This is a genomic window from Dyadobacter sp. LHD-138 (assembly GCF_030929615.1).
Classification (GTDB): domain Bacteria; phylum Bacteroidota; class Bacteroidia; order Cytophagales; family Spirosomataceae; genus Dyadobacter.
Genome location: NZ_JAVFVU010000023.1, coordinates 1 through 22,875, shown reverse-complemented (window position 1 = coordinate 22,875; position 22,875 = coordinate 1). Strand labels below are relative to the sequence as shown.

General features: G+C 42.0%; 20 protein-coding genes and 1 riboswitch. Of the genes, 19 read left to right on the top strand and 1 reads right to left on the bottom strand.

The window, feature by feature from the left end:
- Positions 1-163: 163 nt before the first annotated feature.
- From RB622_RS17880 to RB622_RS17795, 18 genes are all read left to right on the top strand, one after another.
- Positions 164-1,642: a cobyric acid synthase gene (locus RB622_RS17880; protein ID WP_308047955.1), complete on the top strand. Its 1,479-nt coding sequence runs from the start codon at positions 164-166 to the stop codon at positions 1,640-1,642.
- 9 nt (positions 1,643-1,651) lie between these two features.
- The gene (locus RB622_RS17875) at positions 1,652-2,671 is read left to right on the top strand and encodes a pyridoxal phosphate-dependent class II aminotransferase (RefSeq protein ID WP_308047954.1); all 1,020 of its coding nucleotides are present in this window, start codon (positions 1,652-1,654) and stop codon (positions 2,669-2,671) included.
- Positions 2,653-3,585, top strand: coding sequence for an adenosylcobinamide-phosphate synthase CbiB (cbiB, locus tag RB622_RS17870; RefSeq protein ID WP_308047952.1), 933 nt, complete (start codon positions 2,653-2,655; stop codon positions 3,583-3,585). Before RB622_RS17875 ends, cbiB begins: the two co-directional genes overlap by 19 nt.
- 1,128 nt (positions 3,586-4,713) lie before the next feature.
- Entirely contained in the window at positions 4,714-5,271 is a 558-nt protein-coding gene (locus RB622_RS17865; RefSeq protein WP_308047951.1) for an AAA family ATPase, read from the top strand.
- Between the two features lie 40 nt (positions 5,272-5,311).
- Positions 5,312-5,599: riboswitch (cobalamin riboswitch) on the top strand.
- A gap of 30 nt (positions 5,600-5,629) precedes the next feature.
- Positions 5,630-6,871 (top strand): ABC transporter substrate-binding protein, encoded by a 1,242-nt coding sequence (locus tag RB622_RS17860; RefSeq protein WP_308047950.1) that lies wholly within the window; start codon positions 5,630-5,632, stop codon positions 6,869-6,871.
- Between the two features lie 61 nt (positions 6,872-6,932).
- Positions 6,933-7,997 (top strand): iron ABC transporter permease, encoded by a 1,065-nt coding sequence (locus tag RB622_RS17855; protein WP_308047949.1) that lies wholly within the window; start codon positions 6,933-6,935, stop codon positions 7,995-7,997.
- Positions 7,994-9,025 carry an ABC transporter ATP-binding protein gene (locus RB622_RS17850; RefSeq protein WP_308047948.1) on the top strand — a complete coding sequence of 344 codons (1,032 nt, stop codon included), beginning with the start codon at positions 7,994-7,996 and terminating at the stop codon, positions 9,023-9,025. The genes RB622_RS17855 and RB622_RS17850 overlap by 4 nt, the downstream gene beginning before the upstream one ends.
- A gap of 11 nt (positions 9,026-9,036) precedes the next feature.
- Complete coding sequence (locus RB622_RS17845; RefSeq protein WP_308047946.1) at positions 9,037-9,621, top strand: cob(I)yrinic acid a,c-diamide adenosyltransferase; 585 nt, start codon at positions 9,037-9,039, stop codon at positions 9,619-9,621.
- A complete protein-coding gene (locus tag RB622_RS17840) occupies positions 9,618-10,124 on the top strand; it encodes a bifunctional adenosylcobinamide kinase/adenosylcobinamide-phosphate guanylyltransferase (protein WP_308047945.1) in 507 nt (168 codons plus the stop codon). Before RB622_RS17845 ends, RB622_RS17840 begins: the two co-directional genes overlap by 4 nt.
- 111 nt (positions 10,125-10,235) lie before the next feature.
- Complete coding sequence (gene cobT / locus RB622_RS17835) at positions 10,236-11,267, top strand: nicotinate-nucleotide--dimethylbenzimidazole phosphoribosyltransferase (protein ID WP_308047944.1); 1,032 nt, start codon at positions 10,236-10,238, stop codon at positions 11,265-11,267.
- Positions 11,268-11,397: 130 nt separating this feature from the next.
- Positions 11,398-11,805, top strand: a complete 408-nt coding sequence (locus RB622_RS17830) for a hypothetical protein (RefSeq protein ID WP_308047943.1) — start codon at positions 11,398-11,400, stop codon at positions 11,803-11,805.
- A gap of 49 nt (positions 11,806-11,854) precedes the next feature.
- Positions 11,855-12,253, top strand: a complete 399-nt coding sequence (locus RB622_RS17825; RefSeq protein WP_308047942.1) for a nuclear transport factor 2 family protein — start codon at positions 11,855-11,857, stop codon at positions 12,251-12,253.
- Positions 12,254-12,391: 138 nt separating this feature from the next.
- Entirely contained in the window at positions 12,392-12,982 is a 591-nt protein-coding gene (locus RB622_RS17820; protein WP_308047941.1) for a GNAT family N-acetyltransferase, read from the top strand.
- Positions 12,983-13,093: 111 nt separating this feature from the next.
- Positions 13,094-13,987, top strand: a complete 894-nt coding sequence (locus RB622_RS17815; protein WP_308047940.1) for a carbon-nitrogen hydrolase family protein — start codon at positions 13,094-13,096, stop codon at positions 13,985-13,987.
- A gap of 32 nt (positions 13,988-14,019) precedes the next feature.
- On the top strand, positions 14,020-14,811 hold the full coding sequence (locus RB622_RS17810) for an adenosylcobinamide-GDP ribazoletransferase (RefSeq protein WP_308047939.1): 792 nt from the start codon (positions 14,020-14,022) through the stop codon (positions 14,809-14,811).
- Positions 14,796-15,338, top strand: coding sequence for an alpha-ribazole phosphatase (gene cobC / locus RB622_RS17805; RefSeq protein ID WP_308047938.1), 543 nt, complete (start codon positions 14,796-14,798; stop codon positions 15,336-15,338). Before RB622_RS17810 ends, cobC begins: the two co-directional genes overlap by 16 nt.
- Positions 15,339-15,899: 561 nt before the next feature.
- A complete protein-coding gene (locus RB622_RS17800) occupies positions 15,900-17,327 on the top strand; it encodes a T9SS type A sorting domain-containing protein (RefSeq protein WP_308047937.1) in 1,428 nt (475 codons plus the stop codon).
- 287 nt (positions 17,328-17,614) lie between these two features.
- A complete protein-coding gene (locus RB622_RS17795) occupies positions 17,615-18,880 on the top strand; it encodes a site-specific integrase (protein ID WP_308047936.1) in 1,266 nt (421 codons plus the stop codon).
- Between the two features lie 271 nt (positions 18,881-19,151).
- Here the strand turns inward: RB622_RS17795 and RB622_RS17790 are convergent, their stop codons facing one another.
- Entirely contained in the window at positions 19,152-21,593 is a 2,442-nt protein-coding gene (locus RB622_RS17790; protein WP_308047935.1) for an ATP-binding protein, read from the bottom strand.
- Positions 21,594-21,969: 376 nt separating this feature from the next.
- On the opposite strand from RB622_RS17790, the gene RB622_RS17785 reads away from it, so the two are divergent.
- Complete coding sequence (locus RB622_RS17785; protein WP_308047934.1) at positions 21,970-22,782, top strand: hypothetical protein; 813 nt, start codon at positions 21,970-21,972, stop codon at positions 22,780-22,782.
- Positions 22,783-22,875: the final 93 nt, after the last annotated feature.

The window sequence follows — 22,875 nt, the reverse complement described above, 5'->3', positions numbered from 1 at the left end:
ACAGAGCCGAGTACAGGTAAGTAACATCTGCCACCCGTTCCGGGTTAAGACTTCGCCTACTCTGACCTTTTGGCTATAATACTATCATCCCTTCGGGATTTTGAAACGCAATCATGTTATTGGAATCTAAAAGAACAGTAAATTTTAAGAATAACCTTATCTAATGTCCAAACCCCGCGTCCTCACCAAACCAATCATGTTCGTCGGCACCGCTTCCGATGTCGGGAAAAGTGTTATTTGCGCAGGATTTTGCAGAATTTTCAAACAGGATGGTTATTATCCGGCTCCGTTTAAGGCACAGAATATGTCGTTGAACAGTTATGTCACGCCGGAGGGTCTGGAATTGGGCAGAGCGCAGGCCGTTCAGGCGGAAGCTGCCGGTATTCCTTGCCACACGGATATGAATCCTGTTTTATTAAAACCGACCAATGACCAGTCCTCCCAGGTTATCCTGAATGGAAAACCCGTCGGCAATCAGTCTGCTTTTGAATATTTTAAAACAAATGACAGAAAGGAATTATTTCAGGCGGTCACCCAGGCATACGACAGATTATCGGCACGATACGCACCCATCGTTATGGAGGGCGCGGGTAGTATTTCCGAGTTAAATCTAAAAAAAAGAGATATTACAAATTTGCGGATGGCGCTTCACGCCGACGCGGCCACGTATTTGATTGGTGATATCGATCGGGGTGGTATTTTCGGCAGCGTGTATGGAACCATCGCTTTGTTAACACCGGAAGAACGCCAGTGCATTAAAGGGATTATCGTCAATAAATTCCGGGGCGATGCCCGGCTTTTCGAAGACGGAAAGAAAATGCTGGAAGAATTAACCGGAGTTCCGGTGGTTGGTGTGCTGCCCTTTTTTAAAGACATTCATATCGAGGAAGAGGATTCCGTTTCGCTTCAAAATAAGTTTAATACGACAACGGAAGGCAAGATTAATGTGGCCGTGATCTTGTTAAAACGACTATCCAATTTCACTGATTTTGACAGACTGGAAAAAGATCCGCGGGTTCACTTGTTTTACACAAATCAACCGGAAGAAATTGCCAAAGCAGATATCATCATCATTCCGGGAAGTAAAAATACCCTTGACGATTTGTTGACCATTAAGAATAACGGTGCGGCAAAGGCTATCATCACCGCCCATAAAACCGGCAAAAGAGTCGTCGGTATTTGTGGTGGTTATCAAATGATGGGCGAAAGTATTGCAGATCCTGATCAGGTGGAAGGATCTCTGGAATCCATGCCCGGACTTGGTTTATTACCCGTAAAAACAATTTTAAAACCTGTAAAAACCACCGTACAGCAAGTGTTCAGCTTCCGTGGCCAGCCTGAAATGTGTACGGGTTATGAAATCCATATGGGCGAGACAACTTCTTACTTGAACGCTTCCGTGGCCATGTTAGCAAACGGAAAGCCGGATGGTTATTATCTGAACGAAAACTGCTGGGGAACTTACCTGCATGGAATTCTGGATAATGAGACGGTTGTTGAAGCTTTGCTTGCCGGATTTTTGACCGAAACCAAACGCCAGGTTTTTGACTATGCACAATTCAAAGAATTACAATACGACCGTCTGGCAGCGCATATCCGTACCCATGTGGACATGGAAATGATTTACAGCAGTCTGGAATAAGAGAAAATTATGCTACAAGGCCATGGCGACGACGCCTACCGTTACCCCAATCCAATAATCGCAGATTTCAGTACCAATGTCTGGTATGGTGGCGAACCGTTGGGTTTGAAAGATTATATCTTTGACCAGTGGGCAACGATTAACCGTTATCCTGAGGTGATGGCTGAAAGTCTGACCGAAATGGTGGCAGCGCATCATCAGTTAAAATCCGGGCAGGTTTTAATTAATAACGGTACCACCGAGACTATTTATTTGGTTGCCCAGGCTTTTGCCGGTAAAAAAACGACGATTGTAACACCGGCTTTTTCCGAGTATGAAGATGCCTGCACGTTATATCAGCACCGTTTAACTTTTTTGCCCTGGGCGGCAATCGCGCAGCAACCGGCTCTTTCAACAGACCTGGTTTTTATCTGTAACCCCAATAATCCAACCGGCGAAGTTTTTCCTGATCTTGAAAACTGGGTTAAAAATAATCCGCAAACGCTGTTTGTGGTTGACGAAGCCTTTATTGATTTCACATTTCAAATTAGTTCTTCAATTTCGCTGATAAACCGTTATCCCAATCTGCTGATCATGCACTCGCTCACCAAAGCATATGCGATTCCGGGATTACGTCTGGGTTATGTTGTTGCTTCCGAGGTTTTGATTTCCCAATTGAAAACCATGAAACAACCCTGGACGGTTAACACCATTGCCTTACAGGCGGGGAAATTTATTTTCGAAAACTACCGGCAGATCCAAATACCGTTACAAAAATTATTAGCTGATAAGGAGAAATTCAATGAAATGCTCAGCCAAAATTCCACACTCAAAATTCACCAAAGCACAACACACTTTTTCCTGGCCGAAACCCTGAAAAATGATGCGGCAAAACTTAAACAGTTTTTGATTGAAAAACACGGTTTACTGATTCGGGACGCGAGCAATTTCAGAGACTTAACCAAACAGCATTTTCGCATCGCAACGCTTTCTCCCGAAAAAAATAATTTACTCATCGACGCGTTGACCGAATGGAAAAATCTTCTCTAATCATCATCCCTTTAATCCTGGGCTATATGTTGGATCTGATCATCGGCGACCCCGATCATTGGCCCCACCCGGTCAGAGTTTTTGGAAATGCCATTGCAGCCGGTGATAAGTGGCTGAACAAAAATTCGTTTCGCTTTTTCAAGGGAATGTCTCTGGCGGTAATCTTGTCCCTGGCAACATATCTGTTTTTCTATGCACTTAATTATCTCCTCTTGTCCATCAATTCCTGGTTGTTTATCGTCGTCAACAGCATCTGGCTATGGTATGGATTGGCCAATAACGCATTAATCACAGAGGGCCGTAATGTATTCAGGGTATTAGAAAAAGAAGGACTGGAAGCCGGGAGAAAACAATTATCCCGCATTGTGGGCAGAGATACGTCTCAATTAACGGCCCAGCAAATCAGGATTGCAGTACTGGAAACCATGTCAGAAAACCTTAGCGACGGCGTTATTGCGCCATTATTTTTTTATGCTATCGGAGGAATTCCCGCGATGATGATGTACAAGATGATCAACACGATGGATTCGATGATTGGTTACAGAAGCGAGAAATATGAACAATTTGGAAAGTTTGCCGCCAGACTGGACGATGTTGTGAATTTCATTCCGGCACGTATTACGGCGCTCTTCATGATTCTCGTGACAGGCAGTTATACTGGTCTTCAATTCATTCTGAAATATGGAAATCTGCATAAAAGCCCGAATGCCGGTTATCCGGAATCAGCGCTCGCAGGCATTATGGATTGCCGTTTTGGTGGCCCTAATGTGTATCATGGTGTTTTGGTCGAAAAACCTTTTATTGGGAAAAATGACAGAATCATTGAAGCAAAAGAAATTGAGAAAGCTGTCTTGATTAATCATAAAACCTGTTTTTTAATGGTTTTGGTGACTGTTCTTTGTTATTTTCTTTGAAATCAAATTTTTCGATTACTGTGTTTATCTCTGGTCAGGCAAAGTAAACCTTAACGATAAGAAATCCCTAGCAAACGAACACGAGGCGTTCCAAAGGAACGCTTTCCCCGGCAAACACCACTTTTGCGCTACCAACCAAATGTGCCGATGGCACAAGTAAAAAATTTCCCTAATAAATTGTACCTCTTAGAGAGGTCGCCATTGTGGCTACAAACCAATTGCGCCTGTCTTGAACGATTCAATCATACCACAATCCTTATGCCATAGGCAGATTTCGTGGGTAGAAATGAGCGAATAAACGACAATTTCCTCGTTCCCATAGGAGAACGTTGCGTGAAAATCTACCACTGCCGTCGGCAAACAATTACACCTGTCTTAAACGATTCTATAAAAACTACAATCCATCTGCCTTAGGCAGATTTCGTGGGTAGAAATGAGCGAATAAGCGACAATTCCCTCGTTCCCATAGGAACGTTGCGTGAAAATCTACCACTGCCGTCGGCAAACAATTGCGCCTATCTTGAACGATTCAATAAAAACTACAATCCATCTGCCATAGGCAGATTTCGTGGGTAGAAATGAGCGAATAAGTGACAATTCCCTCGTTCCCATAGGAACGTTGCGTGAAAATCTACCACTGCCGTCGGCAAACAATTACACCTGTCTTGAACGATTCAATCATACCACAATCCTTATGCCATAGGCAGATTTCGTGGGTAGAAATGAGCGAATAAGTGACAATTCCCTCGTTCCCATAGGAACGTTGCGTGAAAATCTACCACTGCCGTCGGCAAACAATTACACCTATCTTGAACGATTCAATAAAAACTACAATCCATCTGCCATAGGCAGATTTCGTGGGTAGAAATGAGCGAATAAATGACAATTCCCTCGTTCCCATAGGAACGTTTCGTGAAAATCTACCACTGCCGTCGGCAAACAATTGAACCTGTCTTGAACGATTCAATCATACCACAATCCCTATGCCGTAGGCAGATTTCGTGGGTAGGAATTCGGGAATACATGACAAATCATTCGTTCCTTCGGAACGTTTCGTAAAAAATTCATCATTTTAATCACCAACCCAATACACCGAAAACACAATTCATTTGGTAATTTTGTCCCGCTATGAATTCAATTGTTATCTCCGGCGGCCCGGGATCCGGGAAAACCACCTTACTTGACGCGTTAAAAGAGGAAGGATTTAACTGTTCTGATGAAATTTCACGTCAGCTTATTCAGGAGCAGGTTGCCTTGAAAACCGATTGCCTTCCCTGGAAAGATCTTGCGGCTTTTGCTGATCTGGCACTCGAACGCATGATCCTTGAATTTGAAAAGGCCGCCCTATCCAACCAATTTACCTTCTTCGACCGGGGAATTCCTGACATCGTCGCCTATTTAAAAGTTGGTCAGCTCGAAATAAGTGACCGGCAGCAAAGAGCGCTCGAAACCTATTCTTACCATCAATACGTTTTCATGGCCCCGCCCTGGGAAAGTATTTACGTCAATGATGCCGAACGCTGGCAAACCTTCGAAGAGGCTTCAAAACTTTATGAGGCGCTTGCTCAAACCTATCTTTCGGCAGGTTATCAAATCATCCAGCTTCCGCTTTGCCCGGTGGAAAAGAGAGTTGCGTTTATTCTGGAAAAATTAAAACAAGCAACGCCTCTTCAAACCCTACACTAGATTTATTTCATCAAATCATCAACCCCGACACAAATCTTAGTAGTTTTGCAGTCATCAGGGTAGTAATCGGGTTTAAATTATCCGCTTACTTTAAAAGGGAATACCGGTGTAAGTCCGGAACAGTCTCCGCTGCTGTAAGTTCATCAAAACATCCATGACAATTGCCACTGGGCAGAACAATGTTTGAATTCTTGAATGATAGAATGAGCGAATGATGGCCACAAGCCAGCTATTCAATCGTTCCCTCATTCTATCATTCAAAATTGCCCCCGGGAAGGCGTCAGGAATGGAACGAGTCAGAAGACCTGCCTTATTAACTTAATACTCACAGCTTTCGGAAGAAAGGCTTGTAGCTAAAATGACAAAAAAACAGAAAACCTCCATTCAGGAAGTTCGCAATGACTTTGCGTGGCCTTCCCATTTATTCATTATTGCCCGTTTTGCGGCTTTATTTTTTGTTCCCTTATTGTTTTTGACAGGGTGCGGAAGCTCTTCCAATCTCACTGAAAGTGCAGAAACAGCCTCATCCGGCAAGGATTATTTTTCTGAAAAAATCCAGATCCATCATGCCAAAGGTTTTACGATTGAATATCATGACAATTACAAGGTTATCAATATTTTAAGCCCTTTTGAAAAAAGTACCGACACCGCTAAATACGTTTTACTTCAACGCGGCACAAAAAAGCCGAAAGGTTATCCAAACAGCCAGTTTATTGAAATCCCGATCAGAAGTCTGGTAGCGATGTCTTCCATGCATATCGGTTTGGTTGGCGTTTTAGGAGAGGAAAAAATTGTAACCGGCTTAGGTAACCTGAAATACGTTTCCAATCCTGAAATCATCAGGCAAATTGACGCGGGTAAAATAGTAGAAGTTGGAAAAGACCAGGGATTGAATGAAGAGAAACTGATCACGATGCATCCGGATTTGGTCATGACTACCGGCAGCCCCGTTTCGAAAATGGAACGTTATACTACGCTAAACGCAGCGGGAATCCCTGTGCTGATCAACTCCGAATGGGTAGAAACAACACCGTTGGGCCGCGCCGAATGGGTTAAACTTCTGGCCGTGCTTCTGAACCGTGAAGATTTCGTCAACAAAAAATTTGCGAAGATGGAAGAAGAATACAAAAGGCTGGCGGCTTTAACCCGCAATGTAAAAACGAAACCAAGCATTATTACCGGAATGAATTCCAAAGATTCCTGGTTTGTGCCCAATGGGAATAGTTACATGGCCCAGTTTTTCCGAGACGCCGGCGCCGCTTATCACTGGAACAATACCAAGGCTACCGGAAGTCTGCCACTGAACTTTGAGGCCGTTTATCCCGTGGCACTTACGGCAGATTTCTGGCTAAATGTCGGGATCAGCAATTATGATAACAAAAAGGAGATACTGGCTAAAGATCCGCGTTATACTGATTTTAAAGCTTATCAATCAGGACAGATTTACAGTTATAATAAACGCGTCAACAGCCGTGGATCCAACGATTACTGGGAGTCCGGCGCAGCAAACCCTCAGATTGTCTTATCCGATTTGATCAAAATATTGCATCCTGAATTGTTGCCAGAGCACGAATTGGTATATTACAGGCAGGTGAAATAGATCGTCAGCTTTCGGCTTTGAAGTTTTAATTCGCAGCTACCTTTTTGTAATTCATTTACTCATGCCTCTTTTTATCCGGTCTTCTTCTGGTTCCCGTCAGCTGATCATTATTGGTCTGGTGGTTCTGGCTGTCCTTTTTTTCCTGTTGGATATCATGCTGGGCTCAGTTCGGATTCCTTTTGACGAGGTGGCAAGAATTGTGTTCCTGGGAGAATCAGATACCACTGCCTGGTTATTTATTGTCGAAAAGATTCGTCTGCCCAAAGCAATCACGGCGATCATCGTCGGTTGTGGCTTATCGGTCAGCGGCCTCCAAATGCAGACTTTATTCCGAAATCCACTGGCAGGACCGTCAGAACTGGGGATTACCGCAGGAGCCGGACTGGGTGTTGCAGCGGTCATGCTTACGAGTGGAAGCAGCGCGAGTATTTACGCAATCAGGCAGCTTGGGGTTTCAGGAAGCTGGCTTATTGTGGTTATGGCATCCCTCGGTGCAGCACTTGTTTTGTCCATGGTCTTGCTCATTGCCGGTCGCATTAAAGACAATGTCATTTTGCTCATCGTCGGGGTTATGGTTGGCACCATAACCGTTTCGGTCATTAGCATCTGGCAATATTTCAGCCAGCCCGAACAGTTGCAGGAATATATACTCTGGACTTTCGGTTCGCTCGGTGGCGTTGTTCAATACCATTTGTACGTACTTTCAGGCGTTGTCGCTGTTGGCTTGCTTATCGCCTTTTCTTCGTCCAAGGCGTTAAATGCCATGTTATTGGGCGAAAATTATGCCCGCAGCATGGGCCTGACCGTTGGCAGAACACGCCTGATTATCATGGCAAGCACCAGTCTGCTAACAGGCAGTATCACCGCATTTTGCGGACCGATCGGTTTTGTTGGCATTGCCATTCCACATATCACCCGTTCTTTACTAGGCACTTCGGATCACCGGATTTTAATCCCCTGTACTTGCCTGGTAGGAACCGTGCTCATGCTAATTTGTGACATTATTGCACAAATGCCGGGTTCACAAACTGTTTTACCGATTAACGTGGTGACTTCATTATTAGGGGCACCGGTCGTGATTTGGGTCATCGTCAGCCGTAATAACTTACGTTCTTCGTTCTCATGAATCCACAACCGCTACTCACAGCCCGCGATCTGACCATTGGTTATAAGCTCGGAAAGAGAGAAAATAAAATCATATCCCGGTCGCTGAATCTCGATTTATGGTCGGGACAACTGGTTTGTCTGTTAGGTCCTAATGGTGCGGGGAAATCTACCTTGATGCGTACCTTATCTGGATTACAGCCGGTTTTATCCGGGGAAGTTATCATGGACGGACAATCGCTATCCAGTTTAAAACCGGTTGATCTCGCTCAAAAATTAAGTCTGGTATTAACCGAAAGAATCGAAGCAGGAAATTTAACCGTCAACGAACTGGTAGCACTCGGCCGCACGCCTTATACGGGCTGGCTTGGAACGCTGACGGATTTGGATAGGGAAAAAATCAGCTGGGCGATGGAAGCGACCGATACCATTCGTTACACTGGCCGCCGCATGAATGAACTGAGTGATGGTGAAAGGCAAAAGGTAATGCTTGCCCGTGCATTGGCCCAGGATACCAATCTGATTTTGCTTGACGAACCCACGGCCCATCTGGATTTACCAAACCGGGTGGAAATGATGCGCCTCCTCCATCATTTATCGAGGCAAACCAACAAGGCTATTTTACTCTCCACCCACGAACTTGACCTCGCTTTGCAAGCCGCCGATAAACTCTGGTTAATGAAACCGGATGGAAAACTGCTCACCGGAACACCCGAAGATCTCGTTTTAAATGGCAGCTTCGAAGCCGCTTTCATCAAAAACGGCTTTCATTTTGACAGAAATACGGGCACGTTCAACATTCATAAAGAAGCCTCCTCCACATCAATCCATCTGACGGGAGACCCCAATCTTGTTTTCTGGACAAAACGTGCTTTGCAACGTGAAGATTTCGTTGTAACCGATAACGGCGTATTAGCTTATACCATTGAAGTGTCCGGGCAAACAGGAATTCCGGTCTGGACATTTCGGAATAATTCAGTAACAACGCAATATTCCAATATCAGCGACCTACTCATGGCGCTGCAAACCATTAAAATCAATAAAATTTAACGTTTCTTACAGTGAAAATATATACAAAAAAAGGCGATAAGGGTACCACAGGATTATTTGGCGGAAGCCGTGTCTCGAAAGATGACGTGCGTATCGAATGCATCGGAACCCTCGATGAGGCCAATTCTACCATCGGTTTACTGCGTGTTAAACTGGGCAATGACCATGCATGGCAGCCAAATTTGCATAAAATCCAAAAAGATCTCATGGACATGATGTCGCACTTGGCACGTCCTTCCGATGCAAAAAAGGAAAATAAAAACCCCATGCCCGAAGACGGAGCAGAGTTTTGTGAAACCTGGATTGACACGCTTGAATCCGAAATGACCTCCCCATCGGATTATTTTCTGTTACCGGGCGGCAATGAAGTTTCGGCTTTGTGCCATCTGGCCCGCACGCAAATGCGCAGAGGCGAACGCAGACTTGTTTCCCTGATAAAAACGGATACGGTTCATGAAGCAATTCCGGCCTATATCAACCGCTTATCCGACCTGTTTTTTACATTGGCGAGGGCTGAAATGGACAAAGCCGGTGTAGCGGAAGAAAAATGGCAGTTATTCCTTTACAAACGTTTCAAAACACCAGAAGAAAAATGATCATCTACATCACCGGAGGCGCGCGCAGCGGGAAAAGTCGCTTTGCGCAGGAAAAAGCACTGCAACTTTCTGATACCCCGGTTTATGTTGCAACGGCCCACATCTGGGACGATAACTTCGCTGAGCGCGTGCAGCTGCACAAAAACGAGCGGGGCCCCGAATGGACAACCTATGAATCCGAGACTAATATCCATAAACTTCCAATCGAAAATAAGGTTGTCGTGATCGACTGTGTTACGCTTTGGCTAACCAATTTGTTCGTCGCTTTTGACCATGATATTGATCAGTCACTGGCCGCTTTCAAGGAAGAAATTGATGCGATAACACAGCGCTCAGGCACTTTTATCATCATTTCAAACGAAATTGGAATGGGCATCCATGCAGATACCGAAATTGGCAGAAAGTTCACAGATTTACAAGGCTGGGCAAATCAATATGTAGCCAGCAAGGCAGAGGAGGCCATTTTTATGGTTTCCGGCTTGCCACTTCATTTAAAGAAATAATTTTAAGGTTACACAGAGCGGGCGCCGCGCGGATTAACAGAGTGTCACGGAGAATTAAATAGCCAAAAAATAAATCTCTGTGTCCCTCTTCTTTTCTCTGAGAAACTCTGTGTGACCTTTACATATCATAAAGCGATGACGTTATCCGAACAAATACAACATAAAATTAATCATAAAACAAAGCCGCTTGGTGCGCTTGGAAAACTCGAAGATGTGGCTTTGCAAATTGCCACGATCCAGGAAACAATAACCCCGGCATTGGTGAAACCACACATCGTCGTTTTTGCCGCAAGCCATGGAATCGCCAGCGAAGGGGTGAGTGCTTACCCTTCCGAAGTTACCTTTCAAATGGTATTGAATTTCCTCAACGGAGGTGCTGCGATTAATGTTTTTACCAAGCAAAACGGCATAGCACTCGTGCTGGTAGATGCAGGTGTGGATCATGATTTTGAACCCAATGAAAAACTGATCGATGCCAAGATAAACCACGGCACCAAAAGTTTCCTGCAGCAACCGGCCATGACGACCGAAGAATGCCAGGCGGCGATTGAAAAAGGAAAACAGATTGTGAGAGAAATCCGTAAAACCGGTTCCAATATTATCGGTTTTGGTGAAATGGGTATCGGAAATACTTCATCGGCTTCGGTAATCATGAGCAAACTATTGCAAATTCCGCTTTCCGATTGCGTAGGAAAAGGAACAGGCGTCAATCCCGATCAGTATCGGAAGAAAATTGATATCCTTCAGCAGGCGATTACAAATCATTCAGCAGTCGGTACAGCTCCGTTACAGGTTTTACAAACTTTTGGCGGTTTTGAAATTGCGATGATGTGTGGGGCATTTTTGGCAGCTGCCGAAGAAAAAATGGTTTTGCTGGTCGACGGCTTCATAGCTTCGGCCGCATTTTTGTGCGCTTTTAAGATAAATTCTACCATAAAAGACTCTGCAATTTTTTGCCACCAGTCCGAAGAAAAAGGACATGCGCTCTTGTTGGAACATTTGCAGGTGAAAGCTTTGTTAAACCTGGACATGCGTCTGGGCGAAGGAACAGGCTGCGCGGTGGCTTATCCGCTGCTACAAAGTGCTGTCGCATTTTTAAACGAAATGGCAAGTTTCGAAAGCGCAGGCGTGTCGGATAAATGAGTTTTATTTAAATTATATAGGTTGCACAGAGATACACGGAGTTTTAAAGAGATACACAGCGACGATTAAGAAGCGCTGTGTATCTCTTTTACCTCTGTGGCCCGCTGTGTAAACCCACAAACCCAATACCATGGACGGAAAGAAAGTTAAGTATATCATCGCCGCAGCCATCGCTTTATTAATTGGCTACATTATCTATGATTCCAGTTCACAACCTACCGTGAATGATCTGAAAGGCAATTTCAAGGAAGTTGCACTGTATAGAAACCCCAATAATACCGGCCCTATTTTACGAATTTATGCCGTTACGGTTCAGGGAGAACCTTGGGACGAAATACAAAAATATGGAGATTTAATGCCTTACACCAAATATGGAAATACAAAAGTTTACTTCTTTCAGGAAGGAAAACCGGCACCCGCCACATTGGTTTCGGGAGACAATAATTTTGACTCAGAATTTCAGCAGAACTGCATCGCCAAATATGAAAAAGATGGCAACGGCCAGGTTTCTTTGACCAAAAATCCTTTTAATCAATAACGCAAAACTTAACTTTGCGAAAACGTTTTGATCCACTGATTTCAATAAAATGACTGCGCTAGACACCGTAAAGCAATATTATAATTTCTTCAACAAAAAAAACTGGGAAGGTATGCTTTCCTTATTACACCCCGAAGTGCGTCATGAACCTAACCAGGGCGAAGTAAGGGTTGGCATTGAAAAGTTCACCGAATTCATGCAGATGATGGATGATTCATATGAAGAAACTTTAACCGACATGGTATTTTTCACCGAACCAACCGATAAACGTGTGTCTGTTGAGTTTGTCGTGAACGGGATTTACAAAAAGGGTGATGAAGGTTTCCCGGAGGCTCACGGACAAAAATATGTGTTGCCTGCCGCAGCATTTTTAGAAGTGACCGGTGGAAAAATAAATAGGGTGACTACGTATTATAATCTTGAACTTTGGATCAAACTGGTTTCCTGAGCGGCGGTCGGATTTCAGCAATCGGCTGTCAGATGCCGGATAGTAACAGCACTTTAACCATTTTTATTTAGAATTTCAAGAACTCATAACGAGCTAAAAGCCGACTGCCAATAGCTGACAGCCGATAGCCCCAAAACTATGTCTCTTTCATTTATTACCAAACAAGGCAGTGGAATTGAATCCGTTTTCGAGGATCTGGCCAAATTGCGGATAGCAGTTTTCCGGGATTACCCCTATTTGTATGAGGGTTCTCTGGCATATGAAATGGAATATCTGAAGACGTACGCCTTCGCCGAACGCTCCTTTTTATTTGCCATTTATGACGGAGAAAAAATGGTGGGTGCGACAACCTGCATCCCCTTACGCGACGAAACAGCCGATATCCGGGAGCCGTTTGAAAAAGCCGGTTTCAACATCGACAACATTTTTTACTTTGGTGAAAGTATATTATTGAGCAGCTATCGCGGACAGGGCTTAGGCCACCGGTTCTTTGATGCGCGTGAAGAATATGCGAGCAGTTTTGGCACCTTTAGGACAGCCTGCTTTTGTTCGGTTGAAAGGATCAATCACCCTGCTCAACCTGTTGACTACCGCCCGAATGATGCCTTCTGGATCAAAAGAGGGTATAAAGAAGTACCGGATTTGAAAACAACAATGGAATGGCCGGATCTTGGCGAAACCATCTCGACACCCAAAACGATGATTTTTTGGATGAAAGAAATTGAATAAGAAATCAGTTTCGGTCTGACATAAGCGTGCAGCGCACCGGAATACTTGCGGTCCGCCGCGGTAGAAATAGTAACCTTCCTGATTTAACAACCATAGCACCATTTTCCCAATATGATCATTGCCTCCGCCAGTTACCCGATTACTGAACATGCCCATTTTAATACTTGGCGTACACATGTTGAACAATGGGTAATGGACGCCGTAAAGCAAAAAGCCGGGCTTTTACTGTTTCCAGAATATGGCGCGATGGAGCTGGTGAGTGTTTTTTCTGACGATATCCGGCATGATATCCGCCGCCAGGTTATTGAACTTGATTTTTTGAAAAATGAATTTTGCAGTGTCTTTTCTGATCTTGCAAAAAAATATAAGGTCATCATTGTGGCCCCCAGTATTCCGGTCATCGAAGCAGGGAAAAATGTGAACCGGGTTTATGTTTTTTCCGAAAAAGGCTTGTCAGGTCATCAGGATAAATTTTTCATGACCCGCTTTGAAAACGAAGAATGGGGAATCCAAAGCGGCACCAAAAACCTAACCCTTTTCGAGGCTTCCTGGGGCACTTTTGGCATACAAATTTGCTACGATGTTGAGTTTGCGCTCGGCTCACACCTGTTAAGTTCAAACGGCGCCTCGCTGATTTTGGCGCCAAGCTGTACAGAAACCATTCGGGGAGCAACGCGTGTCCACATTGGCGCCAGGGCACGTGCCCTGGAAAATCAGGTTTACACTGTTGTTTCCCAAACGGTAGGCAATGCACTGTGGTCTCCGGCTGTGGATATTAACTACGGTTTTTCGGCATGCTATGCAACGCCTGACACGGATATGCCCGAAGAAGGCATTATTGCTACGCTAGCACCCCAAAAAGAGGGCTGGCTTATTCAGGAGCTTGATTTTACAAAAATACAAAATGTACGTGATGCCGGTCAGGTTTTTAACTTTCAGGATCATCAGCATTTGCATATGAGCTTTAAAAACGAAGAAATCGCGATCATCCGCCAGTCCGTATAATTCGGTCGTAACCCGGCAACAAACGAAAATCTATGAAGCAGGAATTACGATTATTTTTCACCGCGTTGCAATTCTACACCCGGCTCCCCGCTCCTTCCTGGGTCGGTTATAACCCAGAAGATATGAACAAAGCCACGCGTTATCTACCCTTCATTGGATGGATTGTTGGCTCAGTTTCTGCCGTTTCCCTATTCCTTGGCATGTATTGTATCAATATTCCCACCGGAATCCTCCTTTCCATGATTTCGTCCATTCTGCTCACCGGAGCCTTTCACGAAGATGGTTTTGCTGATGCCTGCGATGGCTTCGGCGGCGGCTGGACAAAGGAAAAAATCCTCGAAATCATGAAAGACAGCCGTGTCGGGACTTACGCAGTCGTCAGTCTCATGCTGCTCCTTGGATTAAAATTTTCGCTGCTCCATGCATTAACCGAACTCTTACCAGGCCAGTTTCCTGCAATCCTACTGGTTTTTGTCAGTGCACATGCACTAAGCAGATTTATGGCTGTAACGATGATTTTCACACATCAATATGTCCGGTTTACGGACGACAGCAAAGCCAAACCAGTTGCAGAAGTTGGCAGTAAAACCACCTTATTCATTGCAGCTATTATCGCAATCATTCCATTAATCAGCCTGTTCCTTTTGCTCAATCAACCCTCGTTATTATTATCCTTGCCCATACTTTACGGGATCAAAATGCTTTTGGCGCGCTATTTCACAAAATGGATTGGCGGATATACAGGCGATTGTCTGGGCACAACGCAGCAGGTTTGTGAAATCGGTTTTTACTTGTTCACCGCCCTTTTATGGAAATTTATTTAATCCGGCATACCACGCCCTCCCTGTCTCCCGGCCTGATTTACGGACGTTTTGAAGTTCCGCTTATGGATACCTTTCCCGGGGAATTTGAGATTATTAAAAGCCAGTTACCTCAAAAATTTAATGCCGTTTATTCCAGTCCTTCCACACGTTGCACCTTGCTAGCGCAACGAATCACCCCTGATTTCATTACGGACGAGCGCCTCACCGAGCTTGACTTCGGGGACTGGGAAGGACAAACCTGGGATACCGTTAATGAAACCGATCTGCAAGTATGGATGGATGATTTTGTCAATGTCGTCGTTCCCGGGGGAGAAAGCATGGTACAAATGAATGCACGTATCCTGTCTTTTTGGGATGAATTATTGACATCATCGGCTCAAAAAATAGCAGTCGTGACACATGGAGGCGTTATCCGGTTAATTTTGGCCTATTTGCAAAACGTTGCACTTGTCAACGCTTTTGAGATCAAAGTCGGTTATGGGGAAGTCGTGAAGTTATCGATACCCACAAGTCCAGACAGCAACTAATGGTTGGATCTTAAGCATTTCACCCGTCCGGGTATTTTTTAAACTTCAAGTACAAAACGGATATTTACCTCAAACAGGTCACATGTTATGATCTGATTGTTCCCCTTTGCTATCACATCGTCACCTTCCAAAATTCTTTAAAAATATGTCCTGATTTTTCAGGCATGAACGTCAAAACCAACTACTCAAAATGCCTCCGATCAGGTTAATTGAAATATAACTTTTACAACAATAAAATCCAACCAGACAATACTATTTTCCATTTACCTATTCGCATAGAAATTCTCGTTTTTGTCAAATTAGTTATTATTCAACAAAACAAATAAAAATAACCAATCACCTTACTTACAATAGATTAAAACTTATTTGAAGCACAGATACGATATATTTCGAACAGTACCTAGTATTAATTATATTTACATTCTACAAATAATATATATAAATATACCAATATGACCATACCCTAAAATTATTCAAATATTTAACCAAAAACTTAAACTATTTCTATATATACATAGTATCTTGAGTTAACATTTTGACCCAGTTCTAAACTTATGTACTATGAAAACATCCTACCTCTTGAGCATTGTTTGCATTGTATGCCTTGCTCAATTCAATCAACTTAGTGCGCAATGTTCATTTGTAAATCCCGGAGTTGAACTAAACAATGTTACGACCAACCCAACGACTTGCACGGTCAACGTGAATCTGTCTTTTACGATCGATAAAAACAACGGAAACAAATACACCTACGTCCATCTCTGGACGCCCAGCCAATACCCAAATATTGATTACAAGAAAGCCCCAACAGCCGCCGACCTTGGAGCGGTCCTGGCAACGCTGGCGATCGACATGGATGGGACAGCCGCACTACTGCCCACTTACAGTGCCGACCCAAGTATAATTCCTCTTTTCACCGGATTAACCATCTCAGAACAGCATATTAGCGGAGACCTTTACAAAATCACAATTAACAACATTCAATTCCCGGTTCCTGGGGCATGTACTTCGCTTCCCGTTCTTAAAGGAGACGTCTGGTCCACACAGTCACAAAGCAACAACCCTCCTGTACACTGTTTTGCCAAAGGTTTCAACCTCGCCATCGCCGACCCGAAGGCCAGCGGACTTATAAACTGCAACGCACCGGCGGGACCCAGGACCTATGATCTTGACATCACCACGACCAGCCTAACCGCTTTTGATATTACTTACAAACTTTATCTGGACGACGGTGTGTTAATCAACGGAGAAGCAACATTTGGCCCGGGTGACAATTTATTTTTAACAAGTCCTACCACCAGTATTTCATCCACGCTTCCCGTTGACATCAATGCGGCAAACTACACGTATTTACCAGCAGAAAGTTTGCGATCCATCTGGGTAGAAGTCACAAGCCCCAGTCTACCCAATGCCATTATTGCCGAACTGAAAAACAATTGCGTCACACCACTGCCAGTCAAATTAACCCAATTTAAGGGTGATCTGTTGGACAACGCCATTTCCCTCTCCTGGGCAACGACGGAGGAATCAGGAAGCAGTCATTTCGATATTCAACGCAGCGGTGATTTGCAGGAATTTATGACCATTGGGAAGGTGATGGCAAAGGGAAGCTCGACAACAAAATTAAATTACAACTTTCTGGACACTTCGCCGACACAGGGAAACAATTACTACCGGTTGAGGCAGGTCGATAAAGATGGCAGCTTTGAAAACTCCCGGATCATCTCGGTTGCCAACAATACAAACAGTGTTGCCTTTGAAATTCTGGGCAATCCAGTCGTCAACCGCGAGCTAAAATTCCTGTTAAAAGGAGACAGCCAGCAAAACATTCGCCTGTTTGATATGAGCGGCCGGACTATCCCGTTCAGTCTGATCAATACGGGCAATATTTACACGGTGAAACCCGTAGGTAATCTTTCCTCTGGCTTATATATATTGTCATTACAAAACCAGGGCAATATAAGATCAAAGAAAGTGTTGGTTCCGTAAGTACCGAACCGCATATTTCAGGATGAATTAAAAATAAAAAAGCACTTAACGATTTCTCGTTAAGTGCTTCTAATTCAGGGCTCCCGAAGTTGGGCTCGAACCAACGACCCTCTGATTAACAGTCGTGCGATCTCTACTAATCGATTGTTGTTGATACTTATCCTTTCTAATACAACTATCTCTACACCAATTATTTAATAAAATTTTTATCATCCTTTGTATCCGGTATTTATCGGTGTTCACAAAGTTTGTTTGTGAAATTGTTTGCAAATTAAATCTTAAAATTTATGAGTTTATCCAAAGCAACCGCGAAAATTGTCCTTGACAAACGTAGAGAAAAGCAAGACGGAAAATATCCGTTAAAATTGAGAGTTACATATCTTAGGAAGTACAAAGATTACATTATAGCCATCGATTTATCGATCGAAGATTATGAGCGTATAACTACCTCAAAAAAATTGCCAGATTTATTAAGAGAAACAAAAAATCGTATTCAGATTGAAGAAGGCAAGGCGAACCAAGTTATCAGAGACCTTCCAGAATTTACATTTAAGATGTTTAAAGCTCACTACTATGGCAACATTCCAAAATCTACATCTGGCGACATATATACCCTGATGGAAAATTATGTAGCTAAACTAGCTGATTCTGGCCGTGTCTCAACGGCTCAATCATATCATACCGCACTAAATTCATTAAAAGCTTATCAAAAGAGGCTTCGATTTGACGATGTGACAGTTGATTTTTTAAAAAAATATGAACGTGATGCGAAAAATAAAGGCACAAAAGATACAACGATAGGAATATACCTTAGAAGCTTTCGAACAATTGTAAATCAAGCAATTGATTTGGGTTACATACGCAGAGAAGATTACCCTTTTAGGAAAGGAAAATATGTAATTCCTGCTGGTCAAAACATAAAAAAAGCTCTTACCCAAAATCAAATAGACAGTATAATAGAGTTTAAAAGAGTTCGTGGAAGCAATGAAGATATGGCAATCGATATTTGGTTGTTCTCTTACTTCTGCAATGGTTTAAATATTAAGGATATTTGTCGACTCCGATATGCAAATATCGAAAACAAAACAATGAGAGTGATTCGGGCAAAGACTGAATTAACTTCCAGAAATAACCAGAAACAAATTATAATTCCCCTACATGATTTTGCTAAACTGACGATTGATAAATGGGGCAATAAGAATAATGCTCCGGAAAATCACATATTCCCTTTTTTACCTTTGAATGCATCCCCTTTAAGGGAAAGAATGAGTGTCCAGAATGTCACTAAACTGGTAAATAAATATATGAAAAAAGTAGGTGAAACGCTTAACATCAAAATCCCATTGACAACTTATGTAGCTAGACACAGTTTCAGTACCATCATGATGCAAAACGATGCACCGCTAGTATTGATTTCAAGAAGTCTCGGACATAATAGTCTTAAAACCACTGAAAATTACTTAGGAAGCCACGAAAATGATGTAATGACCAAATATTCAAACCTCCTGACAAAAGTTGACGTAAGCGAAAAATTCAAATTGCCGACAGAATAACATGCAGCAGCCCATAGTGCGACGTAAGTTGATCTACTCCATTACTTCGCCAAGCAACTTAATATCTTTTTTTGCCCATGAACAATGTTGAAGTTTCATAGGAATATCTACTTAAATCACTTTTTACTTCTTACAATTGAAAATGCCATCCAGTTATAATGGATGGCATTTTATTTAGTTAAAAATAAGGACGTTAAATTAATATAAAATAAGATTTTTTGTAGAGACGAAAAAAAACGAATGATCGAAAGAGAATTTTAACGAAAAATCATTAAACCTCCGATAACGCATGTTGAAATTCAACACTATATCCTTCAACCTTAGATGACAAAATAGTTTTCAGCGCATTCCAATAAACTACATTCACCTGATTCTTAACACCCGAAAGAATCTCTTTGCATAGTGTGTATTCAAAGTCAATCCATTTTTCATCAGACAAGATCTCAGTTCTGGCTGAATTAAGGTTAATATCCCTGTTTCCATTTATGTTAATATTAAGCTGTACACATACAGGCCAATTAACCTTTGCACGCTGGTATGTATCGCCGTTCCAGAAATCAAAGAGCGACATCGGCAATTCAATACCATGAAGTGCCAGTTTAGATCGTGAGTTTTTAATGTCTGTAACAGACTCTTTGATTTTGATTTCACCGGGTTTTGACTTAATATCTATGCTTTCGTACTGGGAAGAAATCTTGTTTGGCTCAATTTTAAGCTTTGATTTGAACCGATGTATTGAGCCATTAATTTCGAACTCACGAGATGTCTCATTTAATCCATCGACAGGAATTCCATTACTTTCAATTATGGTAGCTTCGCAATATCCAAAGATTCCTTTTGAACCGTTCAAAATTATCGGAAATGTAACTAAATTGAAATTTGGAGACTCTTGATGTTTAAAATCTTCGATACTAGCTTCTGTCGCTGAAATTGGCCTATGTTCCATAGTCAGAGAGCCTACCTTTATTTTAATCGGAAATGGAGGAAACGGAACGGTTCGTTTTACAAAATCAACGATTTGAGAATCCGTTAACGAGGACCAGGGATTATCCTTTCGAAGAGTAAGAGTTGTGGAAGTCCCAGGCATATTCTTGTTGCCCCTTTGTATAAAAAATATGCTGTCTTGACCTTCAATTCTTAATGTTAAGGGATCGGAATAATGATGATTTTCATTAACACGACGCGTCTCGACCTCAATGACATCGCTTACCATGAAACAAGAAAGTATTCCAATTCCAAACCTGGATGTAGGAATATATTCCGATCTCAACGTTGACTTTAACTCCAGAAAGTCGGATGATTTATAATAAGATTTGCCAATTTTAGAATAAAAATTATCTATGATATTTTCATCCATACCCATTCCATTATCTAAAACTGATAATTTCGTCTCTTGATCGGTTCTGGTAAAAGTAACAACAAGCTCCGGATTATGACTATTACCCCAAAACTCCTCCAACTTGGCTCTCAACAAACATGTATCAATTGAATTTTGCAACAGCTCTCGAAGTGCAATATTTGTTTGCCCATACAATTTTGTTCCCATTAATAAGTCAATAATTTGCTTCTTGCTAAGGGTGAAAGTTGTATCTCGATAAAGATATTTCGGCTTTCCATTTAAATCAATCTCCGCTTTAATTCTTGAAGAATCGACCTTAGGTGCCAGCGGAATCCGATAATAATCTGGAAATGGCACTAAATTTCCATCATGTAAATTCGATAAGACAGAGGAACATGATTTAAGCTCGTAATCTATTGTCGAACAAAATTTCCTAATTGAAGACTCGATAGCTGGGTGGGAACATGTTGCCTTGAAACCAATAAATTTTTCGGTTATAGTCCAATTATCAATAGCTCTATGCTTTTGCCACTCTTTTATTGAAGTTGGGCTTGATATGAATAAGTTCGACAGAAGCACCTGGGGGGTTCTCTTCGCGTCAAAATCTAAAATGTCTGCTAAGCGTAATACCACTCCTAAAAATGGGACACAAATATAAGTTCCTTGACCCATAGGAATCGCATGGTCTAAATCTAACAGCTTAATACTGTCTTCATTATGGCTTCTACAAAGGAGGGCTAGTTGAGGGGTTAAGTCAGTGCCATGGTATTGGAATATTCCATCCCAATCCTCAGCAATAATCTCGATTGCTCTTTCCGCGTGAGTTATTCTAATATATTCTGATATGAGGTAGCGCATCACTAATTCCGCTTTTGCGTAATTTTTTTGAGCTCTTAATTCATCTACCTCTTTCTTTTTGTCTTCCCTACCATTTACAAATCGCTGAAATTTTTCGTATTCCTCTCGCTGGCCATCTGTGAAATCTTGCATATCAATACCTAGCCAAGCTCTTATTACCGCCTCCGATGGTGCCATGCCTATATCATGAAAGAAGACAGCTAAAATTAGCAACATCAGTTCGGGATTTGATAAATGGCTAATTGTACTATCAGGAATTAAAAATTCCATGAGGCGCAGTACTTTAAACAAATGTTCCGAATCGTGCAACGTAAATTCTCCCATATGTCTCAAAACAAGTTTGTGACGATGATAGGAATATGTAATGGCTTCTTCTGTAATGGCTAAAATTTTGCTTCCATCTGTCTCAGAATTATTTCGGCAGCGTTCAGCAAAGGTATTATAAAGTTTGGATGTCCTGAGCCTGTTCATCACTTCATCTTTATACTGATCTTGGGGGCTTATTTCTGTATTCATCGATATTAATTTTTATCTCTAAAAAAGATAATGTTAATAAATTCTGATTCACAATGCAATTCAAAAAGTTCAGAGCTTATGACCTTCAACCTTAAAATTGCAAACTCAATCTAAGATCTACACTACGGCTTCACACAGGATTGAACACCGCATCGATGCGCTGGCTGTTTTTGGAGCCAATCTTGAGTATTGCCAAATAGGCTTTCGGTATTTCAAAACTTCCCATGTTCCTTGGCTTCTAATTACGGCTGAAAGTATAGATTAAATACAAAATCTTTGTCGTTTAGCTACTCATTGGATATCTTATCAGGAAGTGTAAGCTTTCAGGTTTTCATTACTATAAATTGTATCCCTCAATAACTTTAAATTGAAGTTTATGTCACAAGAACTCAGTACTCAAAATTTAGATCCATTATTTGAAGTAAGGAAACACCTCTATGACGATTTATATGAAAGTTGGCGATATCGATGCTCGCGTTCCGTGGAATTCATAGACGAGCAATTTGACCTAGAACTTACTATTTATATGGAAATAATGTTCAATCGAATACTTAACGCAACTTTAAACCGATTGAGCGATGAATCTGAAAATATAGCAAGAGCCAAATATTATGGATATCAATTAAGAGAAATACTTAGCCATGTTCAGAATGGAAAAAACCTAAGCTATAACTATGATTTCGTTAGACAACAATTCCTGAATTTCGAGCAGAATGTCAAAAGTCGACTAAATCTTGATATTGAGTTTTCAGACAATCCAAAACCTAATATCATATCAAAACCTACATCTACAATCTCGAAGATTAACGATATACAGGAGCTTATTACATTAGATGAGCAAAAGAAATTTGCTCGTTCTCAATTACAATTCTTAATAGAGGTAAGGAAAGATGAGCCAATAATGACAGAAAAAGATTACGAATTACTTTTAATATATGTTGATGAGATGTTAACTAAGAAAACAATTCCAGAAGTTACAACGCCATTACTTCATATAAATCAGAGGAAGGTAACTGGAATCTATGTTCAAGAAGCCTTTTCAAAAATTAACTACCAATGTTTCAAGGGTAAACAAGAATGGATTATTGACTCTTACATGTCCATATTTAAACTCACTCACAGAGAATCTAAAGTTAAAAATTGGACGAACAAGGCTTCGAAGCGAGACTGTAAAATGAACTCTGTCTAAAAGTTTTAACTTTAAGACAGAACATGGAAAAGACGGAATTCGAACAGATGCGCGATAAGGCGCTCGAACAGTTGATGAAAGGACAATCATTAA